The organism is Shinella granuli, from assembly GCF_004341885.1.
In the GTDB taxonomy this organism is placed as follows: Bacteria; Pseudomonadota; Alphaproteobacteria; order Rhizobiales; family Rhizobiaceae; genus Shinella; species Shinella granuli.
This window is the reverse complement of record NZ_SLVX01000008.1, coordinates 16819-33555: the sequence shown is the minus strand read 5'-3', so window position 1 is coordinate 33555 and position 16737 is coordinate 16819. Positions and strand designations below refer to the sequence as shown.

The 16737-nt window shown below is 67.3% G+C and carries 14 protein-coding genes; 3 read left to right on the top strand and 11 right to left on the bottom strand.

Translation table 11 applies throughout. The annotated features are described in order from the left end of the window. From EV665_RS14630 to EV665_RS14610, 5 genes are read right to left on the bottom strand one after another with little or no spacing between them, the layout of a single operon-like run. The gene (locus tag EV665_RS14630) at positions 1-750 is read right to left on the bottom strand and encodes an enoyl-CoA hydratase/isomerase family protein (protein ID WP_133034630.1); all 750 of its coding nucleotides are present in this window, start codon (positions 748-750) and stop codon (positions 1-3) included. A 9-nt stretch (positions 751-759) separates the two neighbouring features. Further along, entirely contained in the window at positions 760-2460 is a 1701-nt protein-coding gene (locus EV665_RS14625) for a methylmalonyl-CoA mutase family protein (protein ID WP_162853062.1), read from the bottom strand. Next, complete coding sequence (gene meaB, locus EV665_RS14620) at positions 2457-3449, bottom strand: methylmalonyl Co-A mutase-associated GTPase MeaB (RefSeq protein ID WP_133034629.1); 993 nt, start codon at positions 3447-3449, stop codon at positions 2457-2459. The genes EV665_RS14625 and meaB overlap by 4 nt, the downstream gene beginning before the upstream one ends. Continuing rightward, positions 3446-3904: a cobalamin B12-binding domain-containing protein gene (locus EV665_RS14615; protein WP_133034628.1), complete on the bottom strand. Its 459-nt coding sequence runs from the start codon at positions 3902-3904 to the stop codon at positions 3446-3448. Before EV665_RS14615 ends, meaB begins: the two co-directional genes overlap by 4 nt. A 13-nt stretch (positions 3905-3917) precedes the next feature. Then, positions 3918-5249, bottom strand: coding sequence for an aspartate aminotransferase family protein (locus EV665_RS14610; protein ID WP_133034627.1), 1332 nt, complete (start codon positions 5247-5249; stop codon positions 3918-3920). A gap of 92 nt (positions 5250-5341) precedes the next feature. Here EV665_RS14610 and EV665_RS14605 point away from each other — a divergent pair, with 92 nt between their 5' ends. After that, a complete protein-coding gene (locus tag EV665_RS14605; RefSeq protein WP_133034626.1) occupies positions 5342-6199 on the top strand; it encodes a LysR family transcriptional regulator in 858 nt (285 codons plus the stop codon). 63 nt (positions 6200-6262) lie between these two features. On the opposite strand, the gene EV665_RS14600 is transcribed toward EV665_RS14605, so the two are convergent. Next, complete coding sequence (locus tag EV665_RS14600) at positions 6263-7381, bottom strand: branched-chain amino acid ABC transporter substrate-binding protein (protein WP_133034625.1); 1119 nt, start codon at positions 7379-7381, stop codon at positions 6263-6265. Positions 7382-7701: 320 nt separating this feature from the next. Between EV665_RS14600 and EV665_RS14595 the strand changes: the two genes are divergently transcribed. After that, the gene (locus tag EV665_RS14595) at positions 7702-8700 is read left to right on the top strand and encodes an AraC family transcriptional regulator (RefSeq protein WP_133034624.1); all 999 of its coding nucleotides are present in this window, start codon (positions 7702-7704) and stop codon (positions 8698-8700) included. A gap of 12 nt (positions 8701-8712) precedes the next feature. Here the strand turns inward: EV665_RS14595 and mce are convergent, their stop codons facing one another. From mce to EV665_RS14570, 5 genes are read right to left on the bottom strand one after another with little or no spacing between them, the layout of a single operon-like run. Further along, positions 8713-9114, bottom strand: a complete 402-nt coding sequence (gene mce / locus EV665_RS14590) for a methylmalonyl-CoA epimerase (RefSeq protein WP_064333571.1) — start codon at positions 9112-9114, stop codon at positions 8713-8715. A 7-nt stretch (positions 9115-9121) separates the two neighbouring features. After that, positions 9122-11260 carry a methylmalonyl-CoA mutase gene (gene scpA, locus EV665_RS14585; protein WP_133034623.1) on the bottom strand — a complete coding sequence of 713 codons (2139 nt, stop codon included), beginning with the start codon at positions 11258-11260 and terminating at the stop codon, positions 9122-9124. Positions 11261-11300: 40 nt separating this feature from the next. After that, positions 11301-13319: an acetyl-CoA carboxylase biotin carboxylase subunit gene (locus EV665_RS14580; RefSeq protein ID WP_133034622.1), complete on the bottom strand. Its 2019-nt coding sequence runs from the start codon at positions 13317-13319 to the stop codon at positions 11301-11303. Next, entirely contained in the window at positions 13319-13621 is a 303-nt protein-coding gene (locus EV665_RS14575; protein WP_245507719.1) for a hypothetical protein, read from the bottom strand. Before EV665_RS14575 ends, EV665_RS14580 begins: the two co-directional genes overlap by 1 nt. A gap of 14 nt (positions 13622-13635) precedes the next feature. Then, entirely contained in the window at positions 13636-15168 is a 1533-nt protein-coding gene (locus EV665_RS14570) for an acyl-CoA carboxylase subunit beta (protein ID WP_133034621.1), read from the bottom strand. Between the two features lie 119 nt (positions 15169-15287). Between EV665_RS14570 and EV665_RS14565 the strand changes: the two genes are divergently transcribed. Beyond that, positions 15288-16697 (top strand): helix-turn-helix domain-containing protein, encoded by a 1410-nt coding sequence (locus tag EV665_RS14565; protein ID WP_133034620.1) that lies wholly within the window; start codon positions 15288-15290, stop codon positions 16695-16697. Positions 16698-16737: the final 40 nt, after the last annotated feature.

The following is a 16737-nucleotide window of genomic DNA, read 5'->3' as shown; positions in this document are numbered from 1 at the left end:
TCAGAACCCTTTTGCCTTTGCCTGCGCCTCGGGAGAGAGGAAGCCGCGGACCGTTGCCGCCGTCTCCTGCGCCATCGCGTCTTCGAGGGAGGAGTGAAAGCCGTCATTGATGGCGCGCTTGACATCCGCCACCGCGCCCGCCGGACGGCTGGCGATCGCAAGGGCGAACTGCCGGGCCGCATCGAGCAAGGTGTCGTCGGGCACGACCTTCCAGGCGATGCCGGTCTCCAGCGCCTTTTGCGCATCGTGGCGTTCGCCGAGGATGAGCAGTTCCTTGGTGACCTGCGGGCCGACCTGCTTGGTCAGGAGCGCGGTCACGCCGCCCGTCACGAACAGGCCGTAGCCGACCTCGGGGAAGAACCAGCGGGTGTTCTCGGCAAAGAGCCGGAAATCGCAGTTGATCGCCCATTCCAGCGCGCCGCCGACGCACCAGCCATGCACGGCGGCGATCACGATCTTGCGCGACCGCATGATGTGGCGCGTGACGGCCTGGATGGCCTCCACCCAGTCCTGCGTCTCGGCTTCGGATGCGGTCTGCGCGTCGAGGTCCTTGAGGTCGTCGCCCGAGCAGAAGGCCCGGCCGGCGCCATGGAGGATGATGGCGCGGATGTCGTCGTTCGCCTCGGCGGCTGAAAGCGCCGCGATCAGCCCGTCGACGAGCGGCCGGTTCATGGCGTTCAGCCGCTCCGGCCGGTTGAGCGTGATCCAGGCGATCGGCCCTTCGAGGGTGGAAAGGACAGTCTCGTTCATCGCCCCGCCTCACACGATCATCGGTTCGGCATAGGCGCCCCAGACGCCGCGCAGCGCGCCGCAGATCTCCCCGAGCGTCGCCCTTGCCTTGACCAGTTCGATGGTCTTGGGCAGGAGGTTCGTGTCGTCGGAGCGTGCCTCCTCGGCAAGCTCGGCCAAGAGGGTGCGGATGCGCGCATCGTCCCGGTTCGCCCGCACCGCCTGGAGCCGGTCGATCTGCAATTGCGTACATGCTTCGTCATAGGGGTGGATATGCACTTCGGCGGTGCTGCTCGCCTCGTCGGCGAACCTGTTGACGCCGACCGAGATCTTCTCGCCGGAATCGATCTTCTTGAAGGTGGCATAGGCGGAATCGGCGAGCTTCTGCTGGAACCAGCCTTCTTCCACCAGCTTGACCGCGCCGCCGCGTTCCTCCACCTCGTCGAGCATCTTCCAGATCTCGGTCTCCATGTCCCTGGTCAGCCGCTCGATGAAATAGGAGCCGCCGAGCGGATCGATCACCGAGGTGACGTTGATCTCCTCGCGGATGATCTGCTGGGTGCGGATGGCAAGCTTCATCGCCTCCTCGGTGGGGATGGCGAAGGCCTCGTCGAGGCCGTTGGTGTGCATGCTCTGGCAGCCGCCGAGCACCGCGCCGAGCGCCTGGATGGCGGTGCGCATCAGGTTGTTGTGGTGCTCGACCTTGGTGAGGCTCATCGCCGCCGTCTGCACATGGACGCGCAGGCGCATGGATTCCGGCTTCCCGGCCTTGAAGCGTTCCGCCATGATCTTCGCATAGACGCGGCGCGCGGCGCGGAACTTGCAGATCTGCTCGAAGAAATCCTGGTGGCTGATGAAGAAGAAGGACAGGCGCGGGGCGAAATCGTCGATATCCATGCCGGCCTTCGTCACCTCCTCGCAATAGGCGATGGTGAAGGCCATGGTGAAGGCGATCTCCTGCAGCGCATTGCCGCCGACATCGGAGAGATGGTAGCCGCTGAGGCTGACGGGATTGATCTTCGGCGTCGCCTTCGCGCTGTACATGATGAGGTCGCGCAGCAGCCGCACGGCCGGGCGGACCGGATAGATCCACTCCTTCTGGGCGACATATTCCTTCAGCGGATCGGCCTGCAAGGTGCCGGTCAGCTTGGCAAGGTCGCAACCGCGCTGCTCCGCCACGGCGACGAACATCGCATAGACCACCCAGGCCGAGGGGTTGATCGTCAGCGAGACGGAGATCTTTTCCAGGTCGATGCCGTCGAACAGGCGGTCGATGTCGTCCATCGTGTCGATGGCGACGCCGACGCGGCCGACTTCGCCGAAGGCCATCGGATCGTCGGAATCGAGCCCCAGCAGGGTCGGCAGGTCGAAGTCGGTCGAAAGGCCGGTCTGGCCGGTCTGGATCATGTATTTGTAGCGCTGGTTCGTCGCCTCGGGATTGCCGAAGCCGGCGACCTGGCGGATCGTCCAGGGGCGGCCGCGATACATCGTCGGGTAGACGCCGCGGGTGAAGGGATAGGCACCGGGAAAGCCGAGTTCCTCGGCTGGAATGTCGGCGACGTCGGCGGCCGTGTAGATCCGCTTCAGCGGGATGCCGCTCTCCGTCTCGTAGACGTCCTTTTCCTCCGGCCGGTTTTTCAGGAAGGCGGCAAGCGCGCCCTCCTCCCATTCCGTCTGGCTTTCGCGGATGGCGTCGATGGCGGAAGCGGAGAAGAGATGGGCGTTGCTCATGGTGTTTCCTCCCAACCCAGAAGGGCGCGCGCGGCGACGGCGGGATCCATCCGCCGTTCCGCCACCGCCCGGATCTGCCTTTCGAGCGTTTCGGGTGCTTCCTGGAATTTCTGCTGAAAGAGATGCCGGGCCGTTCCGAGGATGCGGGTGCGGCCCATGGCGCGCTGGCGCTCGGCCCGTTCGCCGCTCTCGTTGAGATGCGCCCAATGCGCGCCGATGGCGTCCTTCAGTTCGCCGATGCGCTCGCCGGAGACGGCGCTGACCGGCAGGACCGGCGGCGCCCGGCGGGAACCGGGCCGCTCTCCGCCGAGCGCCAGCATGCCGCGCAGCGCCGAGACCGTCGCGGCGGCCTCCGGCTTGTCGCACTTGCTGACGGCGTGGATGTCGGCGATTTCCAGAATGCCGGCCTTGATCGCCTGGATGTCGTCGCCAAGGCCCGGCGCCGAGAGCACGACGACGGTATGCGCGGCCGTCACCACCTCCACCTCGTCCTGCCCGACGCCCACGGTCTCGATGATGACGGGGTCGTAGCCCGCCGCATCCAGCACGTCGACCGCCTGGAGCGTGGCCCGCGTCAGCCCGCCGAGATGGCCGCGCGTCGCCATGCTGCGCACGAAGGCGCCGCCGGCCGCTGCCGTCTCGCTCATGCGCACGCGGTCGCCGAGGATCGCCCCGCCGGAATAGGGGCTGCTCGGATCGACGGCGATGACGCCGACCTTGTGGCCGCCGGCGGCATAGGCCTTGATCAGCGCCGAAACGAGGGTCGACTTGCCCGCTCCCGGAACGCCGGTAATGCCGATGACATGGGCCTTGCCGCCGAGCCTGTAGAGTTCCGCCAGCGCCGCGGCGGCCTCCGGATACCCCTCCTCCGCGCGCGAGATCATCCGCGCGATGGCGATGGCCCGGCCCGCCAGCACGTCCTTCACCAGGTCGGCCGAGGGGACATAGGCCGCCCGTCGCGGACTTGCGGAATGGGTGACGACCGTCATATCCGGCCACGCGCCGTGACGAGATCGGTGATCGTCGTGACGATCAGGTCGGAACGGGCCTCCTGGGGAACGATGGCATCGACGCCGCCCTCCAGCAGCGCGGGGTAGTCCTGCTCGGGAATGACCCCGCCGGCGACGACGAGGATATGCCCCGCCCCCTCCTCGCGCAGACAGCGGCCGAGCTCCCGGAACAGCGGGACATGCGAGCCGGAGAGCAGGCTGACGCCGATGACGTCGACGTCCTCCTGGATCGCCGCCTGCACGACATCCTTCGGCGTCTTGTAGAGGCCGGTATAGACGACCTCCATGCCCGCATCGCGCAGGATGCGCGCCACCACCTTGGCGCCCCGGTCATGGCCGTCGAGGCCGAGCTTGGCGACGAGGACGCGGATGGTGTCGGGGGCGTCGGCCGGCCCGGTGGAAAGGCTTTCGCCGGCAGGGTTCGCGTCGTGCATCCGCTCGTTCTCCCTATTCAGCCGCGATGCCCGGCGCGCGGGCACCGGAGACGGATGCCGCCTCGATGGACTGGGCGATGATGCGAAGGCCCATGTCGATCTCCTCCTCGGAAATCGTCAGCGGCGGCGCGATGCGGAACACGCCGCCCATGCCGGGCAGCTTGACGATGTTCATGCTGAGCCCGCGGCGGAAGGCTTCGGCGGCGATGCGGCTGCCGAGCTCGTGGTCGGCGCTGCGGTCCGGATTGACGATCTCGACGCCGAGCATCAGCCCGCGGCCGCGCACGTCGCCGACGCAGTCGAAGCGCTGCTTGAGCTGCGACAGGCCCTCGAACAGCCGGCTGCCGAGCCGGCCGGCGCGCGCGACCAGCCGTTCCTCCTCCACGATGTCGAGCACGGCAAGGCCCACGGCCGCCGGCAGCGGATCGGAGACATGGGTCGTGTAGAAGAGGTAGCCCTTCTCATGGGCGATGTCCTCGATCTCCGCCGTCGTCATGACGGCCGCCAGAGGCAGGCCGGCGCCGATCGTCTTGGAGAGCGTCAGGATGTCCGGCGTCAAGCCGTCGCGCTGGAAGGCGAACATGGTGCCCGTGCGGCCGATGCCGGTCTGGGCCTCGTCGAGGATGAGCAGCATGCCGCGCTCGCGGCACTTTTCCTTCAGCGCCGCCAGATAGCCGGGCGGCAGTTCCAGCATGCCGCCGCTCGACAGGATCGGCTCGGCGATGAAGGCGGCAAGGCTGCCGACCGACTGGCTGTCGATCAGCCCGAAGGCGTCGTCGAGCTCGGTCTTCCAGTCGAGGCTGCCATCAGCATGGCGGAAGCGCGGTCGGAAGGTGTTGGGCGCGGGGATGGTGAGCGAGCCGACCATGGCGGGGCCGTAGCCCTTGCGGCCGGCGCTGTAGGTCGCCGAGCTCGCCGCGCCTGTCATGCCGTGCCAGCTCTTGGAGAAGGCGACGATCTCGTGCCTGCCGGTGACGAGCTTGGCCATGCGGATGGCTGCCTCGTTGGATTCCGCGCCGGTCGACAGCAGCATGACCCGGTCGAGCCCCGGCGCCAGCGCCGCCAGCCGCGCGGCAAGGTCCACGACGGGCCGAGACAGCATGCCGCTGAAGAGGTGCGCCACCGCGCCCATCTGGCGCTGGACGGTGGCGACGATGTGCGGATGGGAATGGCCGACGAGCGCGCTCATCTGGCCGGAGGTGAAATCGAGGATGGGGCGCTCGTCCGCATCGAAGACGAAGCAGCCCTCGGCACGCTCGATGATGGCAGGGTCGAAGCTGCCGCCGTAGCGGATGAGATGCTTGCGTGCGGCCGCCCAGAAGGCGGGGTCCTGATTGCGTGACATGTGAGCCTCCGATGCCGTTTCAAAAGCGATACCGGCTGGCAGGGTCTCTGTAAAATTGATAGTATTTGGATTCCGATATAAGGAAAACTGATATGCTGGGACCGCTGGACCTTCGCCTGCTCATCACCTTCGTCAATGCCGCCCATTCCGGCTCGCTGAGCGCCACGGCGGTCCAGGTCGGCCGCACGCAATCGGCCGTGACGATGCAGATGCAGCGGCTGGAGGAGATGCTCGGGCACAGCCTCTTGCACCGCAGCGGCAGCGGCGTGCGGCTGACGGGAAGCGGCGAGCGCTTCCTCGCCTATGCCGAGCGCATCCTGAAGATGCACGACGAGGCCGTTTCCGCGTTTTCCGAAAAGGGCCTGCACGGCTCCATCGTCTTCGGCAGCCCGGAGGACTACCTCCTGTCGTTCTTTCCCATATTGCTGAAGAGTTTCGGCACGCGCTATCCGGATGTCGAGATCAAGGTGGTCTCCGCCCCGACCGCGGAATTGCGCGCCCTCCTGCCGTCGCGCAAGGTCGACCTGGCGCTGGTCTCGACGCCCAATCTTGCCGACGTGGACAATATCGTGCGGACCGAGCCGCTGGTCTGGGTCGGCAGCAAGCCGACGCTGGAGGCGCATGATTTCGGCGATACGGTGCCGCTGGCCCTGCCGGCCTCCAATGCGATGGATCATCGCGCGGCCTGCGAGGCGATGGCGCGGGCGGGGCTGCGCTACAAGATCTCCTATGCCAGCAACAGCCTTGCCGGCCTCATCGGCCTTGCCCGCTCCGGCCTTGCGATCTGCGTCATGACGCAGGAGGCCGTACCGCCCGACCTTCACATCCTCAACGCGCCGCTGCCGCACCTGCCGCATCTCGGCATGCTGATCGCCTTCGCCGACGGCGACCCGTCGCCCGCGACGATCGCTTTCGCCGACCATATCCGCGCGGTGCTGCCGACGCTGTGACGCAGATGGCCGCGGCAGGTCTCCCCGTCGCGGCCGGTCCGGTTCCCGGACGCTGCCTGCGTCCTATTTCTCGAAATAGGTCGGCTTGCCGTCCTCGCCCTTGCGCCATTCGTAGATGACATAGTCGGGGCGGTTGATGTCGCCCTTGGCGTCGTAGCCGATCTCGCCCAGCGCCGTCGCCCAGGGACCGCCGGACCTGATGGTCTCGGCGACCTTCTGCGCGTCCTCGGCCGAGCCCGTCTTCTCGATGGCGGCGGCGACGATCTGCACGGCGATGTAGGAATAGAGCGTATAGGCCTCCGGCTCGAAGCCGGCGGCGCGGAAGGCCTCGACCACCTCCTTTGCCGCCGGATTGCGGCGCGGGTCGGGCGCGAAGGTGTTCAGCGTGCCGACGACGGCGTCGCCGGCGATCTGCGCCAGCTCGCTGGAGACCATGCCGTCGCCGGAGAACAGCGTCGCCTTCAGCCCCTGGTCGGCCGACTGGCGCATGATCAGCCCGGCCTCGGTGTGCAGGCCGCCGAAATAGATGAGCGTGACGCCGGCATCCTTCATCTTGGCGATCAGCGCGGAGAAATCCTTCTCGCCGCCGGTAATGCCCTCGTAGAGGACCTCGGTGATGCCCTCGCCGTTCAGCTCCTGCTTGGCCACGTCGACGAGGCCCTGGCCGTAGGGCGTCTTGTCATGCACGATGGCGATCTTCGCGTCCCTGAAATTGGCCGCGATATAGGCCGCCGCCACCCTGCCCTGCTGGTCGTCGCGCCCACAGGTGCGGAATGTGTTCCACAGGCCCCGCTCGGTGAACTGCGGGTTGGTCGAGGCGGGCGTCATCTGCAGCACGCCGTTTTCCGCATAGACCTCCGAGGCGGGGATCGACACGCCGGAATTGAAATGGCCGACGACATAGTGGATGCCGTCGGCGACGAACTTGTTGGCGACCGAGATGCCCTGCTTGGGGTCGGAGACGTCGTCGCCGATCACGATCTTCACCTGTTCGCCGAGCACGCCGCCGGCCGCGTTGATGTTGGCGGCCGCCTGCTCCGCGCCCTTGACGAACTGCGCGCCGAAGGCGGCGTTCGGGCCGGTGATGGGGCCGGCGACGCCGATGACGATATCGGCGAAGGCACTGCCGCCGGACAGGGCCAGGGATGTCAGGACCACCGAGGACAAGAGGATTTTCTTCATGGATGCGCTCCCAGTTTGGCTGCGGGCGATGGTTGAGGCCTTGCTGCGCTGCCCACGATCGGCGCAGAACGCCATCCGGCGCGTGAAGACACCCGCCAGGCATTCGGTCGTGATGATGTCGGACTGTGTCCGGCGGGCGGTTCGGGCTTCCTGCCCCGCCGGCCGCCCTGTCAGGCGGCGAAGGCGCGGCGCCCCGGCTCCATGCCGCCCGGCTCCCCTTCTTTCGAGAGGGGATGATGCGGCGGAGAAATATGGTATGCAATGACCGAAGGTTTCAGATTTCGTGATCGCTTTTGCCATAGGGACGGAGGGCAGGCCGCATGGAACGCCGCATGATCGCGCCCTGCTTCATGGACGACACGCTCGAATGCCTGCGGCGGCAGGGGGTGGAGGCCGCGCCGCTTCTCGCCGAAGCGGGCCTCCCGCCGGTCATCACCGGCCCCATCCCGGCCGAGCGCTACGGTGCCTTCTGGCATGCGGTGGCCCGCACCATGGACGACGAGTTCTTCGGCGAGGGCGCGCGGCCCATGCGCGCCGGCTCCTTCGCGCTGCTCTGCCAGGCCATCCTCTCGACGGCGACGCTGGAACATGCGCTGCGGCGGGCGCTGCGGTTCCTGAGGATCGTGCTCGACGATCCGCACGGCACGCTGGTCGTCGAGGAGGGGCTGGCGCAGATCGTGCTGAAGGACGCGGGCGGGCCGCGCTCGGCCTTCGCCTACCGCACCTTCTGGATCATCGTGCACGGGGTCAATTGCTGGCTGATCGGGCGGCGGCTGCCGATCCGCTGGGTCGATTTCCGCTGCAGCGCGCCGCCGGCCGGCACCGATTACCGCCTGTTCTTCGGCGCGCCGGTGCGCTTCGACCAGCCGGAGACGCGGCTGGTCTTCGATGCCGAGTTCCTGAACCTGCCGACCATCCGCGACGAGCGCGCGCTGAAGGAATTCCTCCGCCACGCGCCGGGCAACATCCTCGTACGCTACCGGCACGACATGGGCCTGTCGGCCGCCATCCGCAAGCGCCTCGGCGGCCTCGCGCCGCAGGCCTGGCCGGGCTTCGAGGAGCTGGCCGGGCGCATGCGCATCCCCGCGCCGAGCCTGCGGCGGCGGCTGAAGCTGGAGGGGCAGACCTATCGGGAGATCAAGGACGACCTGCGCCGCGCGCTCGCCATGGAGGCCCTTGCGGAGGGCCATGCCAACGTCACGCAGCTTGCCGCCGACCTCGGCTTTTCCGAGCCGAGCGCCTTCTACCGCGCCTTCCGCAAATGGACCGGGAAGTCCCCGGCCGTCTTCCGGCGCAGTGCGGGCGCGGCGGTGGCGTAGGGCGGTCTTTCGTCAGTTCTCCTCGAACTCGACGAGCGTGCCCTGGAAATCCTTGGGATGGGCGAAGACGACGGGATGGCCGTGCGCGCCGATCTTCGGCTCGCCGCCGCCGAGCAGGCGGATGCCGTTTTCCGTTGCCGTGCCGATGGCCGCCGAAATGTCGTCCACGTCGAAGCAGATGTGGTGGATGCCGCCCGCCGGCTGGCGTTCCAGGAAGGCGGCGATGGGCGAATTCGGCCCCAGCGGCTCCAGAAGCTCGATCTTGGTGTTCTCGAACTCCACGAAGACGATGCGCACGCCGTGTTCCGGCAGGTCCTGCGGCTCGGTCGTCGCAACGCCGAGGTCGCGGTAGCGGCTGGCCGCCGCTGCCAGATCCGGGACGGCGATGGCGATATGGTTGACGCGTTTCAGCATGCTGACCTCACTGGTTCCTGCGGCGGCCTTCGATCAGGTCGAGCACCGTCCGGGCGGCATCGAGCACGTTGGTGCCCGGGCCGAAGACGGCGGCCACGCCGTTGTCCATCAGATAGGAATAGTCCTGCCGCGGGATGACGCCGCCGCAGACGACGATGATGTCCTCGCCGCCCTTTGTCTTCAGGGCCTCGGCAAGCTGCGGCATCAGCGTCTTGTGGCCGGCGGCGAGCGAGGAGACGCCGATGACGTCGACGCCCTTCGCCGCGGCCATGGCGGCCGCCTCGTCCGGCGTCTGGAACAGCGGCCCGGCCAGCACATCGAAGCCGAGGTCGCCGAAGGCCGAGGCGATGACCTTGGCACCGCGGTCGTGACCGTCCTGGCCGAGCTTGGCCACCATCACCCGCGGCTTGCGCCCGAGCTTCGTGGCGACGCCGTCGAGACGCTCCGTCAGGACCGACAGTTCCGGCTCGCCCTCATAGGCCTTGCCATAGATGTTGCGGACGACCTTGGGCTCGGCGACATGGTTGCCGAAGACCGCGCGCAGGGCATCGGAGATTTCGCCGACGGTGGCCCTGGCGCGGGCACAGTCGACGGCCGCGTCCAGGATATTGCCCTTACCGGTGCGGGCGGTCTCCTCGAGGCGCGCGAGCGCGGCGGCAACGGCGGCGGAATCCCGCCGGCGCCGGATCGCTTCGAGCCGCTTGATCTGCGACGAGCGGACGGCGGTGTTGTCGATCTCCAGCGTGTCGATCGGCGCTTCGTCCTCCAGGCGGAACTTGTTGACGCCGACGATCACCTCCTCGCCCTTGTCGACCGCCGCCTGCCGGCGCGTTGCCGCCTCCTCGATCAGCCGCTTCGGCAGGCCGGCGTCGACCGCCTTGGTCATGCCGCCCATCGCCTCCACCTCCTCGATCAGCGCCCAGGCCTTTTCCGCCAGCTCGTTGGTGAGGCTTTCGACGTAATAGGAGCCGGCGAGCGGATCGACCACCTTCGTCACGCCCGTCTCGTTCTGCAGGATGAGCTGGGTGTTGCGGGCGATGCGGGCGGAAAACTCCGTCGGCAGCGCGATCGCCTCGTCCAGCGCATTGGTGTGCAGCGACTGGGTGCCGCCGAGGGCGGCCGACAGTGCCTCATAGGCGGTGCGGATGACGTTGTTGTAGGGATCCTGCTCCTGCAGGGAGACGCCGGAGGTCTGGCAATGGGTGCGCAGCATCAGCGAGGACGGCTTCTTCGGTTCGAATTCCTGCATGATGCGCGTCCACAGCAGGCGCGCCGCGCGCAGCTTGGCGGCCTCCATGAAGAAGTTCATGCCGATGGCGAAGAAGAAGGAGAGGCGGCCGGCGAAATCGTCGACGTCGAGCCCCTTGGCGAGCGCGGCGCGGACATATTCGCGCCCGTCCGCCAGCGTGAAGGCCAGTTCCTGCACCAGCGTCGCCCCGGCCTCCTGCATATGGTAGCCGGAGATCGAGATGGAATTGAACTTTGGCATCTGCCGCGCGGTATATTCGATGATGTCGGCGATGATCCGCATCGAGGGGGCTGGCGGGTAGATATAGGTGTTGCGGACCATGAACTCCTTGAGGATGTCGTTCTGGATGGTCCCCGACAGCTTTTCGCGCGGGACGCCCTGTTCCTCGCCGGCCACGATGAAGCTGGCGAGGATGGGGATGACGGCGCCGTTCATCGTCATCGACACGGAGATCTTTTCGAGCGGGATGCCGTCGAACAGGATCTTCATGTCCTCGACGCTGTCGATGGCGACGCCCGCCTTGCCGACATCGCCGACGACGCGCGGATGGTCGCTGTCATAGCCGCGATGGGTGGCAAGGTCGAAGGCGACCGACACGCCCTGCTGGCCGGCGGCGAGATTCTTGCGGTAGAAGGCGTTCGAGGCCTCGGCGGTGGAGAAGCCGGCATATTGCCGGATGGTCCACGGCCGCCCCGCATACATGGTCGCGCGCGGCCCGCGCACGAAGGGCGCAAAGCCGGGCAGCGAGGCGAGGTGGTCGATGCCTTCAAGGTCGGCGGCCGTGTAGAGCGGCTTGACGGCGATGCCCTCCGGCGTCTGCCAGGTCAGCGTATCGGGGGAGGCCTTCAGCTCCCTTTCGGCCAGCGCCTCCCAGTCGGCGATCGTCTTCTCGGTCATCGGGCGCCCTCCTGCCGGTTGCGGTCAAGGTCGTCTGCCATCATTCGAACTCCATGATCAGCTCGTCAACCGCAAGGCTCGCGCCCGGCTCGACGGCGACGCGCCTGACGACCGCGCGCCGTTCCGCGCGCAGGATGTTCTCCATCTTCATCGCCTCGACGACGGCGAGCGCCTGCCCGGCCTCGACGGTATCGCCCGCCTTGACGCTGACGGAGGTGATGACGCCCGGCATCGGGCAGAGCAGCATCTTCGAGGTGTCCGGCGGCTGCTTCTTCGGCATCAGCCGCGCCAGCGCCGCGACCCGGCCCGAGCGGACATGGGCCTTGACGTCCATGCCGCGCCAGCGCAGGCGGATGGCCGGGCCGACGAGATCGACCTTGATGCCGACCGTCTCGCCGGCAATGGTGAAGGTGGCATGGGTGGAGCCCGGCACGAAGCTGCCGGCGACGGGCAGCACGGTGCCGTCGGCAAAGCGCACGCTGGCGCCCTCCACGCCGGTTTCCAGCGTCAGGGCAAGCTTGGTCTCGCCGAAGCGCACCACCCAGTCCTTGCCGAGGACGCGGCGGTGGTTGCCGATCGTGCCGGAAATCTGCACGGCGCGGGCCTGCATCACCTGGTTGACCGAGGCGGCGACGGCGGCAAGCACCCGCGCGGCCTCTCCGTCCGGCTCGACGCCGTGAAAGCCGTCCGGGAACTCCTCCGCGATATAGGCGGTCGTCAGCCGGCCCTCGCGGAACCGCGGCTGCTGCATGACGGCCGACAGGAACGGCAGGTTATGGCCGACGCCCTCGACCTCGAAAGCGTCGAGCGCGCGGGCCATGGCATCCACCGCGGCAAGCCGGGCCGCCGCCCCCTCGCCCGGCGCGAAGGCGCAGAGCTTGGCGACCATCGGGTCGTAATACATCGAGATCTCGCCGCCCTCGTAGACGCCGGTATCGTTGCGCACGACGGTGCCGTCGGCCGCCTTGCCCTCGGCCGGCGGGCGGTAGCGCGTGAGGCGGCCGATCGACGGCAGGAAGTTGCGGTAGGGGTCCTCGGCATAGAGGCGGCTTTCGATCGCCCAGCCGTTCAGCCGCACGTCGTCCTGCCCGAAGGCCAGTTTTTCGCCGGCGGCGACGCGGATCATCTGCTCGACGAGGTCGATGCCGGTGATGAGCTCCGTCACCGGATGCTCGACCTGCAGGCGCGTGTTCATTTCGAGGAAGTAGAAATTGCGGTTCCCGTCGACGATGAACTCCACGGTGCCGGCGGAATGGTAGCCGACGGCCTTCGCCAGCGCCACGGCCTGCTCGCCCATGGCCTTGCGCGTTTGCGGATCGAGGAAGGGCGACGGCGCCTCCTCGATGACCTTCTGGTTGCGCCGCTGGATCGAGCATTCGCGCTCGCCGAGATAGAGCGTGTTGCCGTGCTTGTCGCCCAGCACCTGGATCTCGATATGGCGCGGCTGCGTGACGAACTTCTCGATGAAGATGCGGTCGTCGCCGAACGAGCTCTTCGCCTCGTTCTTCGAGGACTGGAAGCCCTCGCGCGCCTCTGCGTCGTTCCAGGCGATGCGCATGCCCTTGCCGCCGCCGCCGGCGGACGCCTTGATCATCACGGGATAGCCGATGCGCGAGGCGATCGCCACCGCCTCGTCGGCATCCTCGATCAGGCCCATATGGCCCGGCACCGTGTTGACGCCCGCCTCCGCCGCCAGCTTCTTCGAGGTGATCTTGTCGCCCATCGCCTGGATGGCGCCGACCGGCGGGCCGATGAAGGCGACGCCCTCCTTCTCCAGCGCCTCGGCGAAGGCGGCGTTTTCCGACAGGAAGCCGTAGCCGGGATGCACGGCGTCCGCGCCGGTCTTGCGGATGGCGTCGAGGATGCGGTCGATGACGATGTAGGACTGCGCCGACGGTGCCGGCCCGATATGCACGGCCTCGTCGGCCATGGACACATGCAGCGCGTTGCGGTCGGCATCGGAATAGACCGCGACGGTGGGGATGGCGAGCCTGCGGGCGGTCTTGATGACGCGGCAGGCGATTTCGCCGCGATTGGCAATCAGGATTTTCTTGAACATCAGGTGTCTTCCGGTCCCGGTCTGTCTTTGTATTTCTTTTCATAAGGCATCAGCAGGATGGCCGAGGCCGTCGCGGCCCCGCCGAACAGCGAGGCGAAGGGCACGACGAGCAGCAGGACCGGCATGACCGGGGCCGCCGCACGGGCGATGCGCGTGCCGATGCCGCCGATATCGAGGAGAATGACGGCGGCGGCCGTCGCCGCGCCGATCAGGCCGCCGACAAGCGCATGCAGCATCATGAAGCGCAGCATGTGCCAGTGATCCTTGCGCGCCTCCTCCGGCGTCAGTTCCGGCCGTTGCATCCTCCCCGCCCTCGTCAAAGGGGTATCGTGTCGTGCTTCTTCCAGCGCGTCTCCACCTGTTTGTTCTTCAGCGATGCGAAGGCCCGGGCGATGCGCCGGCGCGAGGAATGCGGCATGATCACCTCGTCGATGAAGCCGCGCTCGGCGGCGACGAAGGGATTGGCGAAGCGCGCCTCGTATTCCTTCGTGCGGGCGGCGATCTTTTCCGCATCGCCGAGTTCCGAGCGATAGAGGATCTCGGTCGCGCCCTTGGCGCCCATGACGGCGATCTCGGCGGTCGGCCAGGCATAGTTGACATCGGCGCCGATATGCTTGGAGGCCATGACGTCATAGGCCCCGCCATAGGCCTTGCGGGTGATGAGCGTCACCATCGGAACCGTCGCCTGGCTGTAGGCGAAGAGCAGCTTGGCGCCGTGCTTGATGATGCCGTTATATTCCTGCGCGGTGCCGGGCAGGAAGCCGGGCACGTCGACAAGGGTCAGCAGCGGGATCGAGAAGGCATCGCAGAAGCGCACGAATTTCGCGGCCTTGCGGGCGGAATCGATGTCGAGGCAGCCGGCCAGCACCATCGGCTGGTTGGCGACGACGCCGACCGTCTGGCCCTCCAGCCGGATGAAGCCGGTGATGATGTTGCGGGCGAAGGCCTCCTGCAATTCGAAGAAATCGCCCTCGTCGGCCAGCGCCAGGATCAATTCCTTCATGTCGTAGGGCTTGGTCGAGCTTTCGGGCACGAGGCTGTCGAGGCGCATTTCGAGGCGCGCGGGATCGTCGTGGAACGGGCGGACCGGCGGCTTCTCCCGGTTGTTGAGCGGCAGGAAATCGAAGAGCAGCCGGACATTCTCCAGCGTCTCGACGTCGTTCTCATAGGCCGCGTCGGCGACCGAGGACTTCCTCGTGTGGGTGCCGGCGCCGCCGAGTTCCTCGGCGGTGACGATCTCGTTGGTGACGGTCTTCACCACGTCCGGGCCGGTCACGAACATGTAGGACGTATCGCGCACCATGAAGATGAAATCGGTCATGGCCGGCGAATAGACGGCGCCGCCCGCGCAGGGGCCCATGATGACGGAGATCTGCGGGATGACGCCGGAGGCCTCCGCATTGCGGCGGAACACCTCGGCATAGCCGGCGAGCGAGGCGACGCCCTCCTGGATGCGCGCGCCGCCGCTGTCGTTGAGGCCGATGACCGGGGCGCCGTTGCGCACCGCCATGTCCATGATCTTGCAGATCTTCTGGGCGTGGGTTTCCGACAGCGAGCCGCCGAGCACGGTGAAATCCTGGCTGAAGACATAGACCTGTCGGCCGTTGATCGTGCCCCAGCCGGTGACGACGCCGTCGCCCGCGAAGGTCTGCCCCGCCATGCCGAAATCGACGGCGCGGTGGGTGACGTACATGTCGTATTCCTCGAAGGAGCCCTCGTCGAGCAGCACCTCGATGCGCTCGCGCGCCGTCAGCTTGCCCTTGCCGTGCTGGGCGTCGATGCGCTTCTGGCCGCCGCCGAGCCTCGCCTCGCTGCGGCGTTGTTCGAGTTGTTCAAGGATGTCGCGCATGAAGGCTCCCACTGGTGTCGTCTGGTAGTCATACCGGTTTGCACAGGTTTGCTGAAGTCTTGATCGGGCGCGAATGTGGAATTATAAATTCGCGAATTGAAACTTGCGAAATTGCGAACATGGCTCTCGGAAAACTGTTCATCGGCCTGAAGGTGCGCGAGCTGCGCGTGGTGAGCCAGCAGACGCAAAGCCAGTTCGCCAAGCGCATCGGCATCTCCACCAGCTACCTCAACCAGATCGAGAACAACCAGCGTCCCGTCTCCGCCGCCGTGCTCTTGCAGCTCGCCGACAAGTTCAACCTCGACATCAGCGAGCTTTCGCGCGGGGAGACCGACCGGCTGCTCTCGGCGCTCAGCGAGGCGCTCGCCGACCCGATCTTCGAGAGTTTCAGCCCTTCCCTCCAGGAACTCAAGCTGATTTCGCAGAATGCCCCGGCGCTCGCCCATGCGCTGGTGCTCGCCCACCAGGCCTATCGCCGCAAGAGCGAGCAACTGGCGAGCCTCGACCACGACCGCGAGAACGCCCCCGGCCTCGGCGCCACGCCCTACGAGGAGGTGCGCGACTTCTTCCATTTCGTCGACAACTACGTGCACGCGCTCGATATTCTCGCCGAAACGCTGGCGGCCGGCCTCTACGGCGCGGGCTTCGACCGGAAATCGGCCCTCGTGGGCCGCCTCAAGGGGCAGTTCGGCGTCTCGGTCTCCTTCGCCGAGACCAATGACGGCCCGCTGCGCCACTACGACCGCGACCGGAAGGTCCTGACCCTCAACCGGCTCTCGGCGAACCCGACGCAGGTCTTCCAGCTCGCCCACCAGATCTCCCAGCTCCATGCGGCGCGGGAGATCGAGGAGATCGTGCAGCGGGCGAACTTCCGCACGGACGAGGCGAAGGACATCTGTCGCATCGGCCTGCACAATTATTTCGCCGGCGCCCTCGTCATGCCCTACAGCGATTTCCTTTCCGCCGCGCAGAAACTGCGCCACGATATCGAACTTCTCTCCGCCCGCTTCGAGGCCTCGCTGGAACAGGTCTGCCACCGGCTTTCGACGCTGCAGCGGCCGGGCAACAAGGGCGTGCCGATCTTCTTCGCGAGGATCGACCGCGCCGGCAACATCACCAAGCGGCACAGCGCGACGAAGCTGCAATTCGCCCGCTTCGGCGCGGCCTGTCCGCTGTGGAACGCCCACCGGGCCTTCGAGGTGCCGCAGGGCATCATCCGCCAGCTCGCCGAAACGCCCGACGGGGTGCGCTATCTCTGTCTGGCGACGCAGACCTTCAAGGGCACCGGCGGCTTTGCCGCCACGCGCACGGGCTATGTGCTCGCCTTTGGCTGCGAGGTCTCCTATGCCGACCAGTTCGTCTATGCGGACGACCTTGCGATCGGCGAGCGCTCCCGCTTCGAGCCGATCGGCATCTCCTGCCGGCTGTGCGAGCGTGGCAACTGTCCGAGCCGCGCCGTCCCGCCGATCCGCGGCCGCCTGCAGGTCGATCCCGACATCCGCGAGACGATCCCCTACCGCCTTGCCTGAGGGGGGCCGGCTTGCCTTTTGCCGGGCGGCCCCTGCATAG

Excerpts from the sequence above, each read along its gene's own strand:
- EV665_RS14630 (WP_133034630.1), bottom strand. The coding sequence starts at position 750 with ATGAACGAGACTGTCCTTTCCACCCTCGAAGGGCCGATCGCCTGGATC.
- EV665_RS14625 (WP_162853062.1), bottom strand. The coding sequence starts at position 2,460 with ATGAGCAACGCCCATCTCTTCTCCGCTTCCGCCATCGACGCCATCCGC.
- meaB (WP_133034629.1), bottom strand. The coding sequence starts at position 3,449 with ATGACGGTCGTCACCCATTCCGCAAGTCCGCGACGGGCGGCCTATGTC.
- EV665_RS14615 (WP_133034628.1), bottom strand. The coding sequence starts at position 3,904 with ATGCACGACGCGAACCCTGCCGGCGAAAGCCTTTCCACCGGGCCGGCC.
- EV665_RS14610 (WP_133034627.1), bottom strand. The coding sequence starts at position 5,249 with ATGTCACGCAATCAGGACCCCGCCTTCTGGGCGGCCGCACGCAAGCAT.
- EV665_RS14605 (WP_133034626.1), top strand. The coding sequence starts at position 5,342 with ATGCTGGGACCGCTGGACCTTCGCCTGCTCATCACCTTCGTCAATGCC.
- EV665_RS14600 (WP_133034625.1), bottom strand. The coding sequence starts at position 7,381 with ATGAAGAAAATCCTCTTGTCCTCGGTGGTCCTGACATCCCTGGCCCTG.
- EV665_RS14595 (WP_133034624.1), top strand. The coding sequence starts at position 7,702 with ATGGAACGCCGCATGATCGCGCCCTGCTTCATGGACGACACGCTCGAA.
- mce (WP_064333571.1), bottom strand. The coding sequence starts at position 9,114 with ATGCTGAAACGCGTCAACCATATCGCCATCGCCGTCCCGGATCTGGCA.
- scpA (WP_133034623.1), bottom strand. The coding sequence starts at position 11,260 with ATGACCGAGAAGACGATCGCCGACTGGGAGGCGCTGGCCGAAAGGGAG.
- EV665_RS14580 (WP_133034622.1), bottom strand. The coding sequence starts at position 13,319 with ATGTTCAAGAAAATCCTGATTGCCAATCGCGGCGAAATCGCCTGCCGC.
- EV665_RS14575 (WP_245507719.1), bottom strand. The coding sequence starts at position 13,621 with ATGCAACGGCCGGAACTGACGCCGGAGGAGGCGCGCAAGGATCACTGG.
- EV665_RS14570 (WP_133034621.1), bottom strand. The coding sequence starts at position 15,168 with ATGCGCGACATCCTTGAACAACTCGAACAACGCCGCAGCGAGGCGAGG.
- EV665_RS14565 (WP_133034620.1), top strand. The coding sequence starts at position 15,288 with ATGGCTCTCGGAAAACTGTTCATCGGCCTGAAGGTGCGCGAGCTGCGC.